Raw genomic sequence first — 17,877 nt, forward strand, 5'->3', positions numbered from 1 at the left:
CGGGTAAACCCGCACCCTTAATGAAAACAATCAAGTTGAAGAGTTCTCACTCAGTCTCGTTAGCCCACGGTGGGACCTTTCCGAATAGCGGGACAGAAGAGTCGGAGACTCAAAATTTGTAGCATCGTCGGAACGTTGATTTATGGTTATTTATACGATTTGTTTTTAGTATTTGCCAATTATTTTTAGAAACAGGCAAAACTTTCTTGACGTCTATGGTGACCCCGGAAGATGCTTTTCCCTTCGAGGAGACGCATATGCTTTGGTCACGCCGGATCTTTCCTACGCTGCTTCTTTGCCTGTTTGTGCTGGGGTTAGCGACAACAGTTTTAGAGGCGCAGGTCTCGCGCGGAACGTTGAGCGGGCTCGTCACCGATGCCGATGGCGCCGTAGTTCCGGCCGCGCACCTGACGGCGACCGACACCGCTACGGGTGCCAACTACTCGGCGGTGTCGAGCAGCGATGGCCAATACACGATTCCATTTCTGGCGCCGGGAACCTATCGCGTTACGGCGACGGCAGCGGGGTTCAAGAGCACGGTCCATCAGAACGTGCTGGTCGCCGCAAACGAGCACGTTCGGGTGGATATGACGATGGCCGTGGGGACACGCACGGAGATGGTAACGGTCTCGGCCGATAACACGATGCTGGACACTTCGATGGCCTCGACGGGGCAGGTGCTCGATCAAGAAGACATTGAGAACATGCCGGTGAATGGCAGAACTCCGATGATTCTGGCGCAACTGGCGTATGGTGCGCTTTCGACTGGCAATCCGCAGTTCAACCACCCGTTCGACAACAGCGGGCCGTCGAGCATTTCGCTGGGAGGCGGAGCGTCGAAGAAGAACGAGATTCTGATTGACGGCTCGCCGGACGGCGGGGCCGATGGCACGCTGGCGTTCAGTCCTCCGATGGATGCAATGCAGGAGGTCAAGGTCGAGACGTTCCAGGCAGACGCGGCGTATGGGCATACGAGCGGAGGGACGATCAACCACGTGACGCGCTCGGGAACCAACGAGTATCACGGGTCGCTGTATGAGTTTCTACAGGTGTCCGCGTTGAACGATACGCCGTACTTCAACAAACATGTGGCCGGAACGCCGAAAAGAAAGTCAGTGACGCGGTTCAATCAGTGGGGCGGGACCATCGGGATGCCGCTCTCAATTCCGCATGTGTACGACGCACGGAACAAGTTGTTCCTGTTCTTCGCGTATGAAGGAATCTCTGACAACACACCTTCGCCAAGCATTCTGACGGTGCCGACGGACGCTGAGCGGAAGGGCGACTTTTCGGCCCTGCTGCCGCTGGGCTACGTCATCTACGATCCGGCGACTGGCGTGAAGGGGAGCAATGGCCGCATACAGCGCAAGGCGTTTCCGGGAAACATCATTCCGCAGCAGCGACTGAATCAGGTGGGCATGAATCTGGCGAGCTACTTTGCCGAGCCGAACATTCCGGCAGGCAAACCGGACGGCGAATCGAACTACTTTTATCCGGGCAACAGTACGGACAAGTTCGACAGCGAGATGGGCCGCATCGATGCGAACGTGAGCGAAAAGGACAAGGCGTACTTTGCATTCCGGCACAACGACCGCTACCACCAGGCCAACAATGCTTTCAACAACATTGCAACCGGCAGTGTGTTGATTCAGCCAAACTGGGGAGCAACGCTCGACGAGATCCACATGTTCAGCGCGAATACGATCTGGGAGAACCGGTTCAACTGGTCCCGAAATACAGAGTCGCGCCCGCTGGCGGCGAGCTTCGACTTCTCGAAGCTCGGCTTTCCGCCCGCGCTGGCGGCTGCTTCCACGACGCCAGGCTTCCCGGTGACGAGTGGAACGAAGTTCGTGGACTTCGGCTACTCGAAGGGCGATTACATCCCGTATGACAGCTTTCAGTACTTCAGCATGGTGAGCCACACGATGGGCAAGCACAGCCTGTCGTTTGGCGCCGACCTGCGGTTGAGCAAGGAGTACAGCTTCCGCTATGGCAACTCGTCGGGACTGTACCAGTTCAGTTTGAATAAGGGCCAGGGTTGGACAAACGGACCGTTCGACAACTCCGGAGCAGCGACGATTGGGCAGGAATTTGCTTCGATGCTGCTGGGGCTGCCGACGGCGGGGAGCTTCGATATCAACGGGAAGCAGATTTCACAGGCCAAATACTATGCGTTTTTTGTGCAGGACAACTACCGGCTGCTAAAGAACCTGACGCTGAATCTTGGCCTAAGGTATGAGCGCGACTTGCCGACGACGGAACGGAATAATGAAGGCGTTATCGGGTTTGACGCTTCGGCGACCAATCCGATCAACGCCCAGGCTCAGGAAAACTTTGCCGCGAATCCAGTTTCAGGCGTCAACTTTCCTTCGCCGCTAACCGGAGGACTCGTCTTTGCCAGCGCGAACCATCGGGGCATGTATCAGACGACGGCGACGAACTTCAGTCCGCGCATCGGTTTCGCATATAGCCGGGTGACGACGATGTCGCTTCGCGGAGGCTTTGGCATCTTCAATAACAGCGTGGGCAGGATGGACCCGATTGCTACTGGCTTCAACCAGACCACACAGTTGCAAGCTTCGCTCGACGGATACCTCACTCCGAACGGCACGCTCTCTGATCCGTTCCCCACGGGGCTGATTCTGCCGCCTGGAGGTTCACTTGGACTTCAGACGAATCTGGGTCAGGCCGTGAGCTTTTATCCGAGCAAGGTGCTGAACGACTATGCGGAGCGGTGGAACCTGGATTTTCAACAGCAGTTGCTCGCTGGAGTTCTGTTTGAGGTGGGCTACGTTGGTGAGCATGGAGTGCATGTCGGCGTCAGCCGCAATATCGATTATGTTCCGGCCCAATATCTGAACGTGGGACAGTCCCGCAATCCTGCTGTGTATGCGAACCTGACGGCCAACGTTGCCAATCCGTTCAAGGGCATTGCGAACTCTGCGATGAACGGCTCGACAACAACCCGGCAACAGTTGCTGATGACTTATCCGCAGTTTACCTCCGTGATGATGTCGGGCTTCCCGGCGGGCAACTCGCTCTTCCATGCGCTGGAGGCACGGGTGGAGAAGCGGATGTCAGGCGGGGTGCGGTTCCTGGTGAACTACGAGTGGTCCAAGCGACTGGAGCGCGTGGCCTATCTTAATCCGCAGGATTCGGCCCCGGAAAAGAGAATCTCGTCCGATGACCGGCCGCAGCATCTGGTGGCTTCGGGGACGTGGGAACTGCCGTTTGGGCAGGGAAGGCGCTACCGGGTTGGCGTTCCGGTTGCCGGATACCTGGCAAGCGGCTGGAATTTGACGAGCATCTTCACATATCAGCCGCAGGGCGCGCCGCTGTCATGGGGCGACGTCATCTACAAAGGAACGAGCCTGAATAACCTGCGTGTGAATCCACATGCTCCAGACGGCGCGTTCGACGTGACGCAGTTCGACCGGGTGAGCGGCGACCAGCCGGTGACGGGAACACACATCCGCACGCTCCCGACGCAAGTCGCTCACGCGCGGCAGGACGGCATCGTGGCGTTGGATATGTCGCTGATCAAAAACAATCGGATTACCGAAAGGGTGAATGCGCAGTTGCGGGCAGACTTCTTCAATGCGCTGAACCATCCAAGCTTCAGCGCGCCGAACCTGTCGCCAACCAGCTCCGCGTTTGGAACGATTACGTCGCAGGCAAATCTGCCCAGGACCATCCAGCTTGGCGTCCGGGTGGCCTTCTGACAGGATGAGGCCCTTTGGTTGTGCGGGGGCCTCAACTTTTTGTGACATTTGACCCGAGTTATCCACTTTGCAAGTCTTGTGCGGTGTGTGTTAACGTTTTGCCATCGTTGCGATGTACGTCCGAACAATGGAGGTGCACTTGATGCAGACCGCCAGGTTTACGGAGCTTCCACAGCCCTCGTCGCTTCCCTCGATCCATCAACTGATGCAGGAACACAGTCTGTACGACCGCAGGCTGGAGACGCTGCGTGCCAAGGTCTACCTGACCGAGGCGGAGAAGATGGAAGAGGTGCGGCTCAAGAAACTGAAATTGAGCCTGAAGGATGAGATGGAGCGGCTCAGGCATTTGGGGGTGCCTTTCCCACAAGGGTGATGCGGCGGGACTCGGGCGGGTGGGGTCGGGAAGGGCCCGAAGGGAGGGTGCGCCCTCGGCATGACCTGCGCGCCGAATAAGGCTTTGAGGCTTTATAATCGAGTACTTATGGTTCGAGATGGAATCTTTTACGCCTTGGGGCTTGGGGTGGTCGCGGCTGTGCTCTGGTATCTACACATGCCCGCGTTTCTGGTGGCACTACCAATTTTGCTGGCCGCATTTTTCCTGTGGTTTTTCCGTGATCCTGAGCGGACAATCCCACAGGGGGCGGGGCAGATTGTCTCTCCCGGCGACGGCCTGGTGACGGAGGCCGAGTGGATTGAGACGACAGGCGGCAGCCGCCTACGCATCAGCATCTTTCTTAATGTCTTCGATGTGCATGTGAACCGCTCACCAGTAAGCGGTGTTGTGAAGGTGTGCGAGTTCCGCAAGGGCGAGTTTATGAATGCCATGAAGCCGCAGTCGGTGCTGAACAATGAGCAGACGTTGGTGACGATCGATGCCGGCGGCTACGACGTCAGCTTTAAGCAGATTGCGGGCCTGCTGGCGAGACGGATTGTGTGCAACCTGAAAGTAGGCGACCGTGTGGAGCGGGGCCAGAGAGTTGGCCTCATCAAGTTCGGTTCGCGCGTGGATGTGCTCGTGCCGGCAGAGGCTGAGTTGAAGGTGAAGACAGGTTCGCGCGTGCGTGGCGGATCTTCGGTGCTCGCTGTAATCCCGGCCGAACAGGGCAATCTGACCGGAGTCGCTTGATGGACGAAAGCACGCTGGACGAGATGGAGATGAGCGCGGAGTCGAGAAGACAACAGCCCGGCCGCGGCATGTATGTGCTGCCCTCGCTGTTTACCGCGGGCAACATGGCCGCGGGCTACTATGCGATTACGCAGAGCGTGCAGGGCTCGCTGGCGGACACCTCGTACTTCGATCGCGCCGCGCTGGCCATCGGCATCGCGGTACTGTTCGACGGGCTTGACGGCATTGTCGCGCGGGCAACGAACACAACGAGCGCCTTCGGCAAGGAACTGGACTCGCTGGCCGATGTCATCACATTTGGCGTTGCGCCAAGCCTGCTTGCGTATATCTGGGGCTTTCGGATGATTCCCGCACTCTCGAATGCCGCACTTCGCGGCCAGATTATGCATCTGGGCGTGTTCGTGTGTTTCATCTTCCTGATCTGCGGAGCCAGTCGACTGGCGCGCTTCAACATCAGCACCAACCCGCAACCGAGGAACCCAGGACGTCCGGGAAAGAAGTATTTCGTGGGAATGCCAATTCCGGCAGGTGCAGGTGTGATTGCATCCGTCATCCATTTTCAGCAGGGATCGCCGATCGACAATCCGTGGATTGCAGGCGTGTGGATATGCCTGATTGGCTTCACCAGTTTCCTGATGGTGAGTAACTGGCGGTTCTGGAGCGCCAAGGAGATGACCTCGGGCAAGCGTCACCCGTTCCAACTGGTGGCGGTCATTGCGGTCTTCGGCGCGCTGATTGCGCTCTATCACCGCTACATGCTGATCATTCTGGCGATGGTCTATCTGGTCTCCGGCGTGCTGGCGCGGCTGGCGTATTCGTGGAGCAGGAGCCGCAGGAGACACGTCACGGAGACGCAACCGGGACAGTAGACCAGGAATCAGCCGCTTCAATCGCATAAGAGAGAGTCATCGACATGACGAACGAAATGTACCGGATTGGAATCGTCGGGGCCTCGTCGCTGGCGGGCAAAGAGCTGACCGACGCTCTGGGCGAATCCTTGCTCGCCGCCTCGGACGTCGTACTGCTCGACGACGACGAAGCGGTCGGCCAGATGACCGCGACCGGCGACGAAGTCTCGTTCATTCAGCGACTGGGTGCCGCAGCATTCGAGCGGTTGGACTTCGTCTTCTTTGCAGGCGACACCGCAACAACGAAGAAGCACTGGCAGGAAGCACGTCGCGCAGGTGCAAGCATTGTGGACCTGACCTATGCGCTTGCGGGCAAGAAGGACGTTCTGGTGCGGTCGCCGTGGGTTGCCGGGGCGCTGGCAGACGCGGAGAAGACGACGCACAAAGAAAAGAAGCCGGACCTGAACACGCACGCGGTTGTCGCGGCGCATCCGGCGGCGGTGATGATTGCGTTGGCCACAGCGCACCTGCATGGGAAGCTGCCGCTGTCCAGCGTTGCCGCGATGGTTATGGAGCCAGCCTCCGAGCATGGGCGGCTTGCGATGGATGAGCTGCATCAGCAAACGGTGAATTTGCTCTCGTTCCAGGGACTGCCGCGTGAACAATATGACGCTCAGGTAGCGTTCAATCTGCTGGCAGAGCTGGGCGACGCGGCATCGGTCAAACTTGCTGCGACTGGAGAGCACATTAGGGACCAGTACGTCGCCATGTCAGCCGGAGCACTGCCACCACTCGCGTTACAGGTGTTGCAAGCGCCAGTCTTTCACGGCTATGTCATGTCGGTACTGGTCGACTTCACCAGCCCCGTCACGGAGGAGCAGATCCGAACCGCACTGGTCGGCGAACACATCAGCGTCGTCGCGCACGGCCAGGATGCGCCTAGCAACCTGAGCGCGACCGGCAGGGAAGACATGCTGGTGCAGGTCAGCAGAGGATCCGGAGGAGATGGGCCGGACACGCGGTTCTGGCTCTGGATGGCCGCCGACAATCTGAGGCTGGCGGCGCTGAATGCGATTGCCTGCGCGGTTGAGCTGCGACGGCTGCGTCCATTGGGCAAAGTGCAGTAAAGCTATCGCGCAGGCGCGGTCAATTCGACATAGTTGCGGCCAAAGTAAAGACGGTATCTGTCGCTATCGGGAGTAATTTGCAACGGAACCGGACGATGCAGTGCAGCGTCTCGCGTAGAGGCGATGGTGAAGAGGCTGTGGCCGCCAATATCCATGACGAGGAATTGGTTGCCACTGATAAAGCCGCAGCCATAGGCCCCCGGTGCAAGGCGATGGCCACCGACTTCGATAGGCTCTTCCGTAATTAAGTACGCCTGATATTTCTGCTGCACTTCGCTGGAGTATCCGGAACTGTCAACGAGCGCAACCAACATGAAGCTGTCTTTCGCAAAGCGGACACCGGCGGAGTTTCTCGCCTGAATGGACGCGCTTTGTCCCTGAAAGAAAACAGTCGCGGGCAGAATCTTTCCCGCTTCGGCGGCACTCACAATGGGCGACGGCGGATGCGCGGCCCCAGCCTGAGGAACGGCCTGTAGAGAGGGGCTGATTGCCAGACACAGCAGCGCGACGCACAGAGCAAGACGAGACATGACATTCCTTTCCAAACCGCTGGCAATCCTACCTATGAAGGTCAGACATTGCAACCAATGGCCTTGTAGGTTCATGCCTTTCATCAAATTGTCCGGACAGCCGAGAAATCATCCTCTCTTTGTGCGATGCTTAAGTGGTAACGCAATCAGGTTTTGTACTTGAAACTTTTGACGGATGGATGAATTTTACGTGTCAGGCAGAAGTCTGGTGAAAAATCCGAAGATGCGCATTGGAATCGATCTTGGCGGGACCAAGATTGAGGCGCTGGCTATCGACCAAAAGGGCAACGAGTTGGTGCGGCACCGCATCAGCACGCCGCGCGATGATTACGAGGCAACGATCAAGGCAATCACCGGTCTCGTTCATCTGATTGAAAAAGAAGCAGGAAGTGTCGGGTCGGTCGGTGCAGGCATACCGGGAAGCATCTCGTCGGTAACAGGCCTGGTGAAGAACTCAAACTCGACCTGGTTGAACGGTCGTCCTCTGCACCATGACCTGACCACCGCGCTTGGCCGGGAGGTGCGCGTAGCCAACGATGCCAACTGCCTGGCTGTTTCGGAGGCAACCGACGGCGCAGCCGCAGGCAAACATATCGTGTTCGGCGTAATTCTGGGCACAGGATGCGGCGGAGGAGTGGCCATCGACGGCCATGTACATGCGGGACCAAATGGCGTGGGCGGTGAATGGGGGCATAACCCCCTGCCGTGGGCCACGCCCGAGGAGACTCCGGGCCCCGCCTGCTACTGTGGAAAGCGCGGATGCATGGAGATGTGGGTCTCCGGCACAGGGGTTGCGCTCGACTACAGGAACGTCACCGGCAAAGAACGCACGGCACGCGACATCATCGCCGACTTCGAGGCTGGAGACAGCGCCGCCGCCGCCACTGTAGACCGATTCGTAGACAGGCTGGCTCGTGGCCTGGCGAATGTAATCAACATTCTCGACCCCGACGTGCTCGTCTTTGGCGGAGGCATGTCGAAGACAAAGCATCTGTATAAGGCGCTGCCCAAACGCCTGCCCGAATATGTCTTCGGCAAAGAGGCGGCGACGCCAATCCTACAGGCAAAATATGGGGACTCAAGCGGCGTACGAGGCGCGGCCTGGCTCTGGCCGAATACGTAAGCCAATCCGAGACTCAGATCGTCGATGCTATGCGATACTGAAAGCATCCAGTGTCTGCGTAAGCGCAATCACCTCAAGCCGGGATGGCGGAACTGGCAGACGCAGCGGACTCAAAATCGTCTAAGACACAATCTCGCAAGCAGCTAAACTAATGAAAATACATGTAGTTGACTGACATTCAAAACAAGCGCTATCCTTACACAACTCTTCCACACTTTCGCAGTTTTGGGGGAGTTCAGGAGGTGCCTGAGCATGTCTGAGAACCACACCATCCTCGGCGGCAAGGTCCACATCTACAGACGGCCTAATAGTTCAAGCTGGCAATGCGCAAGCTATCTGGCCGGAAAGAACCGGCGCACCACCACCAAAGAAGACAGCCTCTCGAAAGCGAAAGAGTTCGCAGAAGACTGGTACTTGCAGTTGCGCGGCAAACTCCGCGACGGAGAGTTGAAAAGCGGCAAACTGTTCCGCGAAGCTGCGAAGTTGTACCTGCGCGAGTTCGACATCATGACGCAGGGGCAGCGGAGTGCAACCTATGCGCGCGGACAGCACGCGAGGACTAACGGCTACCTGATTCCATTCTTCGGCAGCATGGTTCTTCCCGAGATCACGGCGGGCAAGGTCAATGAATATCGCATCCATCGTCTTGAGGAATCTAAGGCGCTGCGCGGCAAGCCGCCAGCGCACAACACCATGCATCAGGAGGTCGTGACGTTACGCCAGATTTTCAAAACGGCTCTGCGGCACGGATGGATCGAGCATCTACCGGACTTGTCAGCGCCATATAGGGCGTCGGCCAAGATTTCTCACAGAGCATGGTTCTCACCGGAAGAGTACAAACAGCTTTACGAGGCAACGCGGAAACGTGCGCATGATCCCAAGCAGCCCCGTTTTCGTTGGGAGGCGGAACAGCTTCACGATTATGTTCTGTTCTCCGCCAATACCGGCCTCCGTCCCGACGAGGCGATGCGTCTTCAGTTCCGCGATGTCACGGTAGTTAAAGACGAAGGTAGCGGCCAGACCATTCTTGAGATCGAAGTACGTGGAAAGCGAGGCGTAGGCTATTGCAAGAGCACGGAGGGTGCAGTGCGCCCGTTCAAGCGGCTGAAGGCTCGCCTGCGTCCAGACGGAGGGCCGGGAAGATCTGGCAGCCGTACCGCATCAATAGCCAACGGCGAGTGGCACGAGCCGGGACCCACCGATCTTCTGTTTCCGAAATGGCCACGCGATTTGTTCAACGCAATTCTTGAGGAAGAAAAGCTTCGCACCGACCGCGACGGGAGGCCGCGAACTGCCTATAGCCTGCGCCATACCTACATCTGCCTGCGCCTGCTTGAAGGTGCCGACATTTATCAGATTGCTAAGAACTGTCGGACTAGTGTTGAGATGATTGAGAAATACTATGCAGCCCATTTGAAGACACAGCTCGATGCCGCCGCCATCAACATCATGAGGCCGTGTCCGAAGAAGAAGCCGGTTTCAAAGAAAGGCTCTGGCAGAGTGGAGGCCATCCGCTTGGCCGAGGAAGCGTAGATCATTCCTGCCACATCCTGGCGTGTTTGGGACCGGAACCGGCCCCGCTTAGGCCCGGCACCGGGGCCAGTATTGCAGGGCGCTCAGCATACGAACGTATGCAGCGCTTTCCCGCGAAGGCGGGAATCATAGTCAGAAGTTTGTTGCATTTTTCTGACATAAAGCTATACTGGGGTAGTCAGAAGTTTGTTGCATTTATCTGACATGAGACTGCCTATGTCCACTGTATCCAGCATTCCAGCCGCCATCCGGGATCGTATCTCCGCCCCGGCGCAGCCGCGCGTCTGGATCCCGGAGGACTTTGCCGACCTTGGACCGCGTACTGCGGTCGATCAGGCCCTCCACCGGCTGGTTGCCTCCCGAAGCTTACGGCGAATTGCACGCGGCTTCTACGACACCCCCCAGGACAATCGGCTCACCGGAAAGCACACCTACCCCAACCCGCGCGACGTGATCGACGCGCTGACCCGTAAGGGTAAGGTGCGGGTGGTGGTCGATGGCCTCACCGCCGCCAACGATCTTGGACTCACCGATGCCGTTCCGGCGCGTATCGGCGTGCTCACCGATGGCCGCTTGCAGCCCATCACGCTCGGCAACCTGACTCTCGACTTTCAGGCCGCCGCACCCAGCCGCCTCTACTGGGCGGGCCGTCCCGCCATGCGCTTCGTGCAGGCGCTCCATTGGCTGCGCGATATGCTTCCGTCCGACGACGGAAGTCTCCGCAAGCGCCTTGTTACCATCCTCAAAGACCCCGACCATGGACAGGCCATTCAGGACGACTTGCGCAGCGGTCTGTCGGCGCTGCCAGAGTGGATGCGGATAATCGTGCGCGACCTGTTCCAGCAGGCGAACGCTGGAGTGTCGCCAGCGGCAGAGAAAGCGAAGTCCTCCAGACGCGCGCCGGCACCGGCACCTATCATGAAGAGGGCGAGGAATTCGAGCAGCCGATGACCGAGGGTTTTCAAACCGTACTGGCCGCGAGCGACGAGGAGCGCCGCGACCTTTTTGTTGGTGCTGCCGACCGGCTCCGCACCAACGAGCAGAACATCGAAAAAGACTTCTGGGTTTGCTGGACGCTCGATGCGCTCTTCAATGAACTGGAGGCCGGTGGCCCACGCCTGCTCTTCAAGGGCGGAACCTCGCTCTCCAAAGGCTACGGCTTGATCGAACGCTTCTCCGAAGATATCGACATCACAGTTTTCAGGGAAGATATTGGACAGCCCGCAACCTTCGCGGAGTTGGAGGCTCTGAGCGGCAAGAAACGCAACGCCCGCTTAGAGGCCATCAAAGCCGCTTGCCAGGCGTACATCCAAGGCCCGATGCTGGAGCGGTTAAGCGCGCTGCTACGCCAGACACTCCAGGCCGCAAACCTGAACACGAATCGCGCACGTGTGGAACCCGATCCCGCTGACCCCGACGGCCAGAGTTTGCTTCTTTGGTATCCCACCTCGACCGTGGACGGAAATGAATACATCCGTCGCGCCATCAAGATCGAATCGGGTGCGAAGTCCGCCCTCGACCCTCATGCTCCGGTCGTCGTAAAGCCATACATCGCGGATGATCTTCCAAGCCTAAATTTGGCGGTCGGCAATGTGACCACCGTTGACCCTGGCCGTACCTTTTGGGACAAGGTTGTTATCCTGCATGGCTTGCGCCGCTGGTGGGACCATCGTGGCGAACTGAAGGGAGGCGGGCAGCGCGTCTCGCGCCACTACTACGATGTCTACCGGCTCTTGGCTTCGGAGATAGGCCGAAAGGCAACGGAAGATACAGAGATGGCCGAGGACTGCGTGCGCCATGCGCGGATGTTCTTCAACCGGCCTGATTTCGACCTAGCCTCCGCCGTTCCCGGCAGCTTCGCCCTGACCCCGCATGACGGGATGCTCAACGACCTGCGGCGGGACTATGAGGCCATGTCGGGCATGGTCTTCGGCCCGATACCCTCTGTGGACGCGGTGGTTGGAGCCATCGCAGAGTTGGAGCAGCGAATCAATCGGGGACACGCTGCGATTTAGATTCGCTAAGGGGCATAGTGTCAATTCGAGCTGCGGCATACTTGAGCGCGCATATATGGTACAGTCGGCATTACCCCGCCAACGCTCGGCTCGCTTAGCTGCTCGACGAAGCGGTATAGGTAAGCTATTGAGAGCAATTGACTTATATTCGGGGATTGGCGGTTGGAGTCTCGGCTTGAAACTAGCCGGCATCGATGTCGTCGGTGCATATGAAATTTGGCCTGAAGCCGTCGCAACATATAACGCCAACCTATCCAAATCCCACAAACCGGTTGATGTGCGGAAGCTATCGTTAGGAAGTTTACCCAGCCAAATTGATCTGGTAGTTGGAAGTCCGCCATGTACGGAGTTTTCGTTTTCCAATCGCGGCGGGGGCGGTGACCTTGCCGAAGGCTTGAAGGACATCGTTCGGTTTCTCCAGATAGTCGATCATCTTCGTCCGTGCTACTGGATTTTGGAAAATGTGCCTCGGATTGCTCCAATGATTCGAGATGGACTCATGACCAAGGGTCATCCGTTGTTTCGATTTCGGCACTTGAAGCCTGACGTTCATGTTGTTAACTTCGCGTCATTTGGACTTCCGCAATCGCGTCATCGGTGTCTGGTAGGTCACTTCCCGTTTGGAGTTCTGGATTCCTACAAAAGCATCTGTTCGGAGCGCAGCTTGGGTTGTGTCATTGAGAGTTTGAACCGACCAAACAGCGTAATTGATCCAGTATGGGGATATCCGATTCCACGGACTAAAGTTTCTGAAACTGAACCCGAACCATACCTCGACACCGAGCAGCTTCGTATGAATAGGGAGGCCAAGCTCTATCATCCCGTTTATAACGACATGTCATTTCCGGATCGTATGGATGTGCCTGCACGGACTGTAACGGCTACTTGCACCCGCGTTTCACGAGAGAGCATCGTAATAAATGATCCAGTAAGCTGCCAAGTGCGGCGTCTGACGGTTCGAGAACGAGCTTCGCTCCAAAGCTTTCCTCTGACCTATCAATTTCTAGCGAAGAGTCATTCTTCCAAGGTGAAGATGATCGGTAATGCAGTACCACCCCTCTTCTCTTTCATGGTTGGAATGGCGAGCGACCAAGCGACATGCGCGAGCGTCATGAGAAAGCTGAGCAATGCGCCTCGCATACTGAGCAAACTTAAGGCTGTGCATGTTCCCAATTCTGGGCCCCCGCACAAGGTGACAGAATCGTATCCAGCAAAGCGGCGCTTTAGGGCGGCAATCCCTGGACTTCGCTTCAAAAGTGGAATGCGGTTCGAACTTGCGAACGAATTCGGACAGTCAGGAGTTCGCTGGAGAGTACGGTTTTTTTATGGGCCATCTACAGACATAAAAAATATTCGGTTGGACGGGAATTTGTATCGACGCATTGAGAAGTTCCTTCAATTAGAGTCTGGGGTAAACGGCATCGATCATGACCTCTCTCATCTAAAATCTCTTCTGGGAACGAACTCTCCCAAGCAGATACAGGATACTTGGACGCGTCGGCGATCTGGCGTGGGACCATTTGAGATCACAGACATACTTGGTCGAACGGCGGGCCTCATCAAAGAGAGTCTTGAGGCAACCGGCGACAAGCTTGAAATCAACCAACTCGTGCTAAAGCGATGCGGTTATGACTTGGCAGTGGGTCAGACCTCGCCGAAAATTGTCCAGCACTCCTACTCCATCCTGGCAGGCTTCATCGTTGGCAGTTTCTTCAATCAAGTTGCCTCCGATAAACAGAAAGCGAGTACTAAAGATTTCGACTCAAAAGCTCCAGCGAGATCGAAATCGACGGCTGACTTGGTGAGTATCCAGCAAAAGGCCGCACTCGTCGGAGATTTCCGCTTTCGAGCAGCGGTACATGCCTTAGACACGCCGAGCAGCCACAGGTTGGCAGCTAGACCGGATGGTGCATTCTGAAATGCTTACCTCCGATGAGAATCTTAATTATCTTGAAACGCCAGGAGATTCAAACGAACCTGACTGGCTAGAGGAGCCGTCTGGGACTCCCCTCGCTGCAAGTCTCTTGTCACTAGTCGAGGATTTACCTGATCTCGATGTCGACGATGATATCCACGTAGAAGATTCCGATGAAATCGTTCGTTCAGACTCCGTAAATAAAACTCTTAGTGTCCTTCGGTCAGACGCCGAAAGGGCAGATGGCGAGTTGCTGAGAACTGATTTAGAAAGACAGTGTTTTCGTCGGAAACTCAGTGTTGCTGAATGTATTGAGATTGAAAGGTGCTTAGTCTCCGATGGAGTCGTCATCATTGAGAATGATGACGACGCTGCAGTCGCCAACTCTTCAGAACCAACTATAAAAATAGTCCCCTTAGGCGGCCCGACGTTCCTATCGGAATCTGATGAGAAAGAACTCGGTCGAAAGATTCAGCTGGCGCTCCGTGCCGGAATCTCTGAGAGCTCAAATGACGAGCCGTACATTTCCCGTTTACGAAAAGAAGCGGCGCTAGCCAAGGTGAGATTCGTGGAGAGCAACATTCGCTATGTCCGAAAGACTGCGGCACACTTTGCCTATACGAAACACCTCAATGGAGACGATCTATTTCAAGAGGGCGTTCTTGGACTCCTTCGTGCCACGGAATCCTATGACCCGGAGATGGGTTTCAGATTCAAGACGTACGCAACCTGGTGGATCAATCAAAAGATTCATCGTGCAATTGCGGATAGCGATAGGACTGTTAGACTACCGGTTCACGTCGTTGAGAAGATTAAAGCGATACGCAAAGCCACTAGAACACTATCTGGACCTAATGGAGAGGAGCCAGAATTAGATTTGGTGGCGAGAGCCTTGGGAATGGAAACACAGCGGCTCGCCGAGTTTATGTGGACAGTCGCGGCGACGGAATGCACCGACGGCGACGCTCCGGTTGGTGAGGGCACTGCTGGAGACGGCAATGCGACAACGTTTTCCTTCATAGCGGATACGCAAACGCCGTCACCTTTCGACATCACCTACCGAAGGGAGCTGAATCGCTTGATAAAAGAGAGGCTGAAGAAAAGGGAAGCTAGAATCCTATTCCTCAGGTTCGGCCTCGGGAACTCAGGTGAGCATACTCTTGAAGAAATTGGGGCAAAGTTCGGGTTGACCCGAGAGCGCGTTAGACAAATTCAAGACAAGGCGCTGGACAAACTCAAGCCGGTCTTCCAAAGAACGGTATACGAAAAGGCGATCGATCATGGCGGAGTATATCGGACTTGGGGCAGATGATCCTTCAGAGAACTCTGAAAGGATCGTCGCTTCATGCTTGAGAAGTTTGTCATCGCAGTGGACAGTGTTGCATCACGTCAGTTGGCAGTCCTTAAGGGATGGTCGCCAAGGTGATGGGGAGGCAGATTTCTTACTGCTTCATCCGAAAAAAGGCCTTATCGTCCTAGAGGTGAAGGGCGGCGGGATACAAGTAGAAAACGGACGTTGGTGCACGACAGATCGTTATGGACACGTTCGTACAATTAAAAATCCGTACGAACAAGCAACGGCGTCGAAGCATGCATTGGTCTCATGGCTTGCTGCGAGGGGGTTCACAGGGCTGGTCCGAGTTGGTCATGCAGTTGTTTTCCCCCATCTATCGACGTTGCCGGTCATTGGACCAATGGCTAGCCCAGCGATCACGTTAGCGATGCCGGAGCTCGAAAGGATTGAAAGCTCGATAGGGAGATGTGTAAAGCACTGGAAGCTAGACTCTACCCTCAGCGAAAAAGAGTTGCGACAACTTGTAGCGCTTCTTGCACCAACGATTAGGATCAACAGAAGTCTGGCGGTGGAATCCGGGGAAGCAGAGAAACGAGTACTCACTCTCACTGCGGAACAGATATCAGTGTTCGCTGGCCTGCGCGCTCATCGCGGTGGCTTGATAGTTGGAGGGGCAGGTACGGGCAAGACGGTATTGGCCATCGCTTGTGCCCTGCAACTCGCGCGAGATGGCTTCCGAACGCTATTGGTCTGTTACAACGAACTTCTTGGGAATCAGCTTTCCGAGGCGCTTAAAGGGAGTGAGCGCTTAGTCGTATCGACGTTTCATTCCCTTTGTATGCGTGAAGCACGGAAGGCCGGAATCCCGATCGTGCCGAACCAGGACGACTCATGGTGGGAGGTGGCGGCTCCCGACATACTATTGCAAGCTATAGAGAAAAATGATGAGCACTTCGATGCAATCGTTGTTGACGAAGCTCAAGATTTCGCACCGCTTTGGCTTGACACTTTGCGCCTTCTTCTCAACAGCCCAGCTGATGCTCCCTTTTTTGTCTTCGCTGACCTCAAGCAGGATTTGCGGCAGCGCCAGTCAATCCAAGAGGCGGAATATCCCTTTGTTTGGGAGTTAACGGTCAATCTCCGCAATACGGAACCGATAGCCCAGAAGGTCTCTCAGGCAATTGGAGCTCACATAACCCCGAACGGAGCATCTGGCCCACTGCCCAGTTGGCGTTTTAGTGACCACGCTCAGGGAGTCGGACCTGTACTGGATGCGGTTGAAGCGCTACTAGACAGCGGTTTCGGCCCACACAACATCGTCGTACTCTGCGTGTCAGCGAGTACAGTTGCAAGTCTTCGGTCGCACACCATAGGAAGTTATTCTTTCGGATCTTGGAAGAGCAAGGGTGTTCCGGTTGAAACTGTCCACCGGTTCAAGGGTCTTGAATCGGAAGCGCTTGTTCTGGTTCTAGCGGAAACCGATGCCTACAGTCTGCAGGTATCTGGGTATATCGGAATGAGCCGCGCGCGCTCTGTCCTAGTCGTCGTTGGTTCCCAAGCGCAGCAGCAGCATCTTCACTGGATCGCGTCAGCAGCCGTTAAATCTAAGTAACCATCACCGCCGGCCAAGACATTTCTCGAAAGCGAGGTGTTGAACAGCCTGCATGACGGTTCTCCCAAGTGCAAGCACACAGCGCAAGCTGCTCCGTTATCTTGGCAGCCTGGGTCCAATGCGCATCGTTGGTCGTCATTTATAACGTCGTGTAGTAGCAAGTGAAGTTCGGTTTCAAACAACGCTTGTAGACCGCCCAACACAAAGTCGCCCTTTGCCGGTGCGTAAACGAAGAACCCGAAGGCGTATGGGAGCACTAGCTCAGACAAGGAGCTGCGCTCGATGCCAGCGTAAATTGAGGCACGCCGGATCATTGAGTGGGCATAGGAGTGGATGAGCTTCAGAAGAACTTCATCCAAAGATTCCCGAGGTGTCGCCAGATGAGTATTTTCTAGGATGGTGATAGACGCGGAGCCGTCGTCCCTCGCGACTGGTAGCGTGAATCCGATACTCTTCAGCCAGTGGTGAATCTGTAATGGCTTCAGCCTAACAAAAAGTGCTTCTGTCTGAGCAAGTTCGCCATATAGGGCATAATCGCCATTCACCTCACGATAGGTTCGCAATCTTGCCTCACCAGGCTTAGTCGCTCCCCGGGTGTATCCGTATTGGGCAGTAAGAACAGGAAATCGATCAATCAATTCGACTCGATCTAGACCCGCTTCCTTTAAAGCCTGTGGATAGAACACATCGTAGACCTCTTTCAATGCCTCTGACTCCGTACCTGCGCGGAGATCAGCTATTACCTGTCGGCTCTCAAACGTAGCGAGAGCGATCTGACGGGCCTGCAATTGTGCCTGCTCACGAACCGGCGCCGTGAGCTTGGAAAGGCTCAAGGCAGACTCTTTAGAAACAGGGACGGCTGCAACCATTGTCTCGATTATCGATTCATCAAACCCTCTAGATTTCAGAAGCGTTCTGATTGAATCGGGATCATTGCTCGCTTTCGACTCGGTTAACCGCCGTTCCTGCATTCCTGCAAGAAGCCAGTCCAGCGCTCTAGCCCCTCCTCCAGCGAGTTCGACTTGATTAAGA

14 protein-coding genes are annotated in these 17,877 nt (G+C 56.1%); 12 read left to right on the forward strand and 2 right to left on the reverse strand.

The features are described 5' to 3' along the window. The first annotated feature begins 257 nt into the window (after window positions 1-257). From VFU66_RS14185 to VFU66_RS14205, 5 genes are all read left to right on the forward strand, one after another. Window positions 258-3,722, forward strand: coding sequence for an outer membrane beta-barrel protein (locus VFU66_RS14185; protein WP_326446921.1), 3,465 nt, complete (start codon window positions 258-260; stop codon window positions 3,720-3,722). Window positions 3,723-3,864: 142 nt separating this feature from the next. Then, on the forward strand, window positions 3,865-4,095 hold the full coding sequence (locus VFU66_RS14190; RefSeq protein WP_326446922.1) for a DUF465 domain-containing protein: 231 nt from the start codon (window positions 3,865-3,867) through the stop codon (window positions 4,093-4,095). A gap of 108 nt (window positions 4,096-4,203) precedes the next feature. Further along, window positions 4,204-4,848 carry a phosphatidylserine decarboxylase gene (locus VFU66_RS14195; RefSeq protein WP_326446923.1) on the forward strand — a complete coding sequence of 215 codons (645 nt, stop codon included), beginning with the start codon at window positions 4,204-4,206 and terminating at the stop codon, window positions 4,846-4,848. Beyond that, window positions 4,848-5,717 carry a CDP-diacylglycerol--serine O-phosphatidyltransferase gene (pssA, locus tag VFU66_RS14200; RefSeq protein ID WP_326446924.1) on the forward strand — a complete coding sequence of 290 codons (870 nt, stop codon included), beginning with the start codon at window positions 4,848-4,850 and terminating at the stop codon, window positions 5,715-5,717. The genes VFU66_RS14195 and pssA overlap by 1 nt, the downstream gene beginning before the upstream one ends. A gap of 44 nt (window positions 5,718-5,761) precedes the next feature. Beyond that, window positions 5,762-6,823, forward strand: coding sequence for an Asd/ArgC dimerization domain-containing protein (locus VFU66_RS14205; protein ID WP_326446925.1), 1,062 nt, complete (start codon window positions 5,762-5,764; stop codon window positions 6,821-6,823). Window positions 6,824-6,825: 2 nt separating this feature from the next. Here the strand turns inward: VFU66_RS14205 and VFU66_RS14210 are convergent, their stop codons facing one another. Beyond that, window positions 6,826-7,437, reverse strand: coding sequence for a hypothetical protein (locus VFU66_RS14210; RefSeq protein ID WP_326446926.1), 612 nt, complete (start codon window positions 7,435-7,437; stop codon window positions 6,826-6,828). Between the two features lie 139 nt (window positions 7,438-7,576). On the opposite strand from VFU66_RS14210, the gene mak reads away from it, so the two are divergent. The 7 genes from mak (at window position 7,577) to VFU66_RS14245 (ending at window position 16,845) form a co-directional block, all read left to right on the forward strand. Next, window positions 7,577-8,476, forward strand: a complete 900-nt coding sequence (mak, locus tag VFU66_RS14215; RefSeq protein ID WP_326446927.1) for a fructokinase — start codon at window positions 7,577-7,579, stop codon at window positions 8,474-8,476. Between the two features lie 414 nt (window positions 8,477-8,890). Beyond that, window positions 8,891-10,009, forward strand: coding sequence for a tyrosine-type recombinase/integrase (locus tag VFU66_RS14220; protein ID WP_326446928.1), 1,119 nt, complete (start codon window positions 8,891-8,893; stop codon window positions 10,007-10,009). Between the two features lie 216 nt (window positions 10,010-10,225). Further along, window positions 10,226-10,960, forward strand: a complete 735-nt coding sequence (locus tag VFU66_RS14225) for a DUF6088 family protein (RefSeq protein WP_326446929.1) — start codon at window positions 10,226-10,228, stop codon at window positions 10,958-10,960. Further along, window positions 10,957-12,024, forward strand: a complete 1,068-nt coding sequence (locus VFU66_RS14230) for a nucleotidyl transferase AbiEii/AbiGii toxin family protein (protein WP_326446930.1) — start codon at window positions 10,957-10,959, stop codon at window positions 12,022-12,024. The genes VFU66_RS14225 and VFU66_RS14230 overlap by 4 nt, the downstream gene beginning before the upstream one ends. A 55-nt stretch (window positions 12,025-12,079) precedes the next feature. Continuing rightward, window positions 12,080-13,942 (forward strand): DNA cytosine methyltransferase, encoded by a 1,863-nt coding sequence (locus tag VFU66_RS14235; RefSeq protein WP_326446931.1) that lies wholly within the window; start codon window positions 12,080-12,082, stop codon window positions 13,940-13,942. A 1-nt stretch (window position 13,943) separates the two neighbouring features. Continuing rightward, entirely contained in the window at window positions 13,944-15,251 is a 1,308-nt protein-coding gene (locus tag VFU66_RS14240; protein WP_326446932.1) for a sigma-70 family RNA polymerase sigma factor, read from the forward strand. Further along, window positions 15,220-16,845, forward strand: a complete 1,626-nt coding sequence (locus VFU66_RS14245; protein ID WP_326446933.1) for a nuclease-related domain-containing DEAD/DEAH box helicase — start codon at window positions 15,220-15,222, stop codon at window positions 16,843-16,845. Before VFU66_RS14240 ends, VFU66_RS14245 begins: the two co-directional genes overlap by 32 nt. Here VFU66_RS14245 and VFU66_RS14250 read toward each other — a convergent pair. Next, on the reverse strand, window positions 16,809-17,877 hold a 1,069-nt coding region (locus VFU66_RS14250; protein WP_326446934.1), incomplete at its 5' end, for a hypothetical protein. The genes VFU66_RS14245 and VFU66_RS14250 overlap by 37 nt on opposite strands.

It is taken from the genome of Edaphobacter sp. (assembly GCF_035763405.1).
Taxonomy (GTDB): domain Bacteria; phylum Acidobacteriota; class Terriglobia; order Terriglobales; family Acidobacteriaceae; genus Edaphobacter.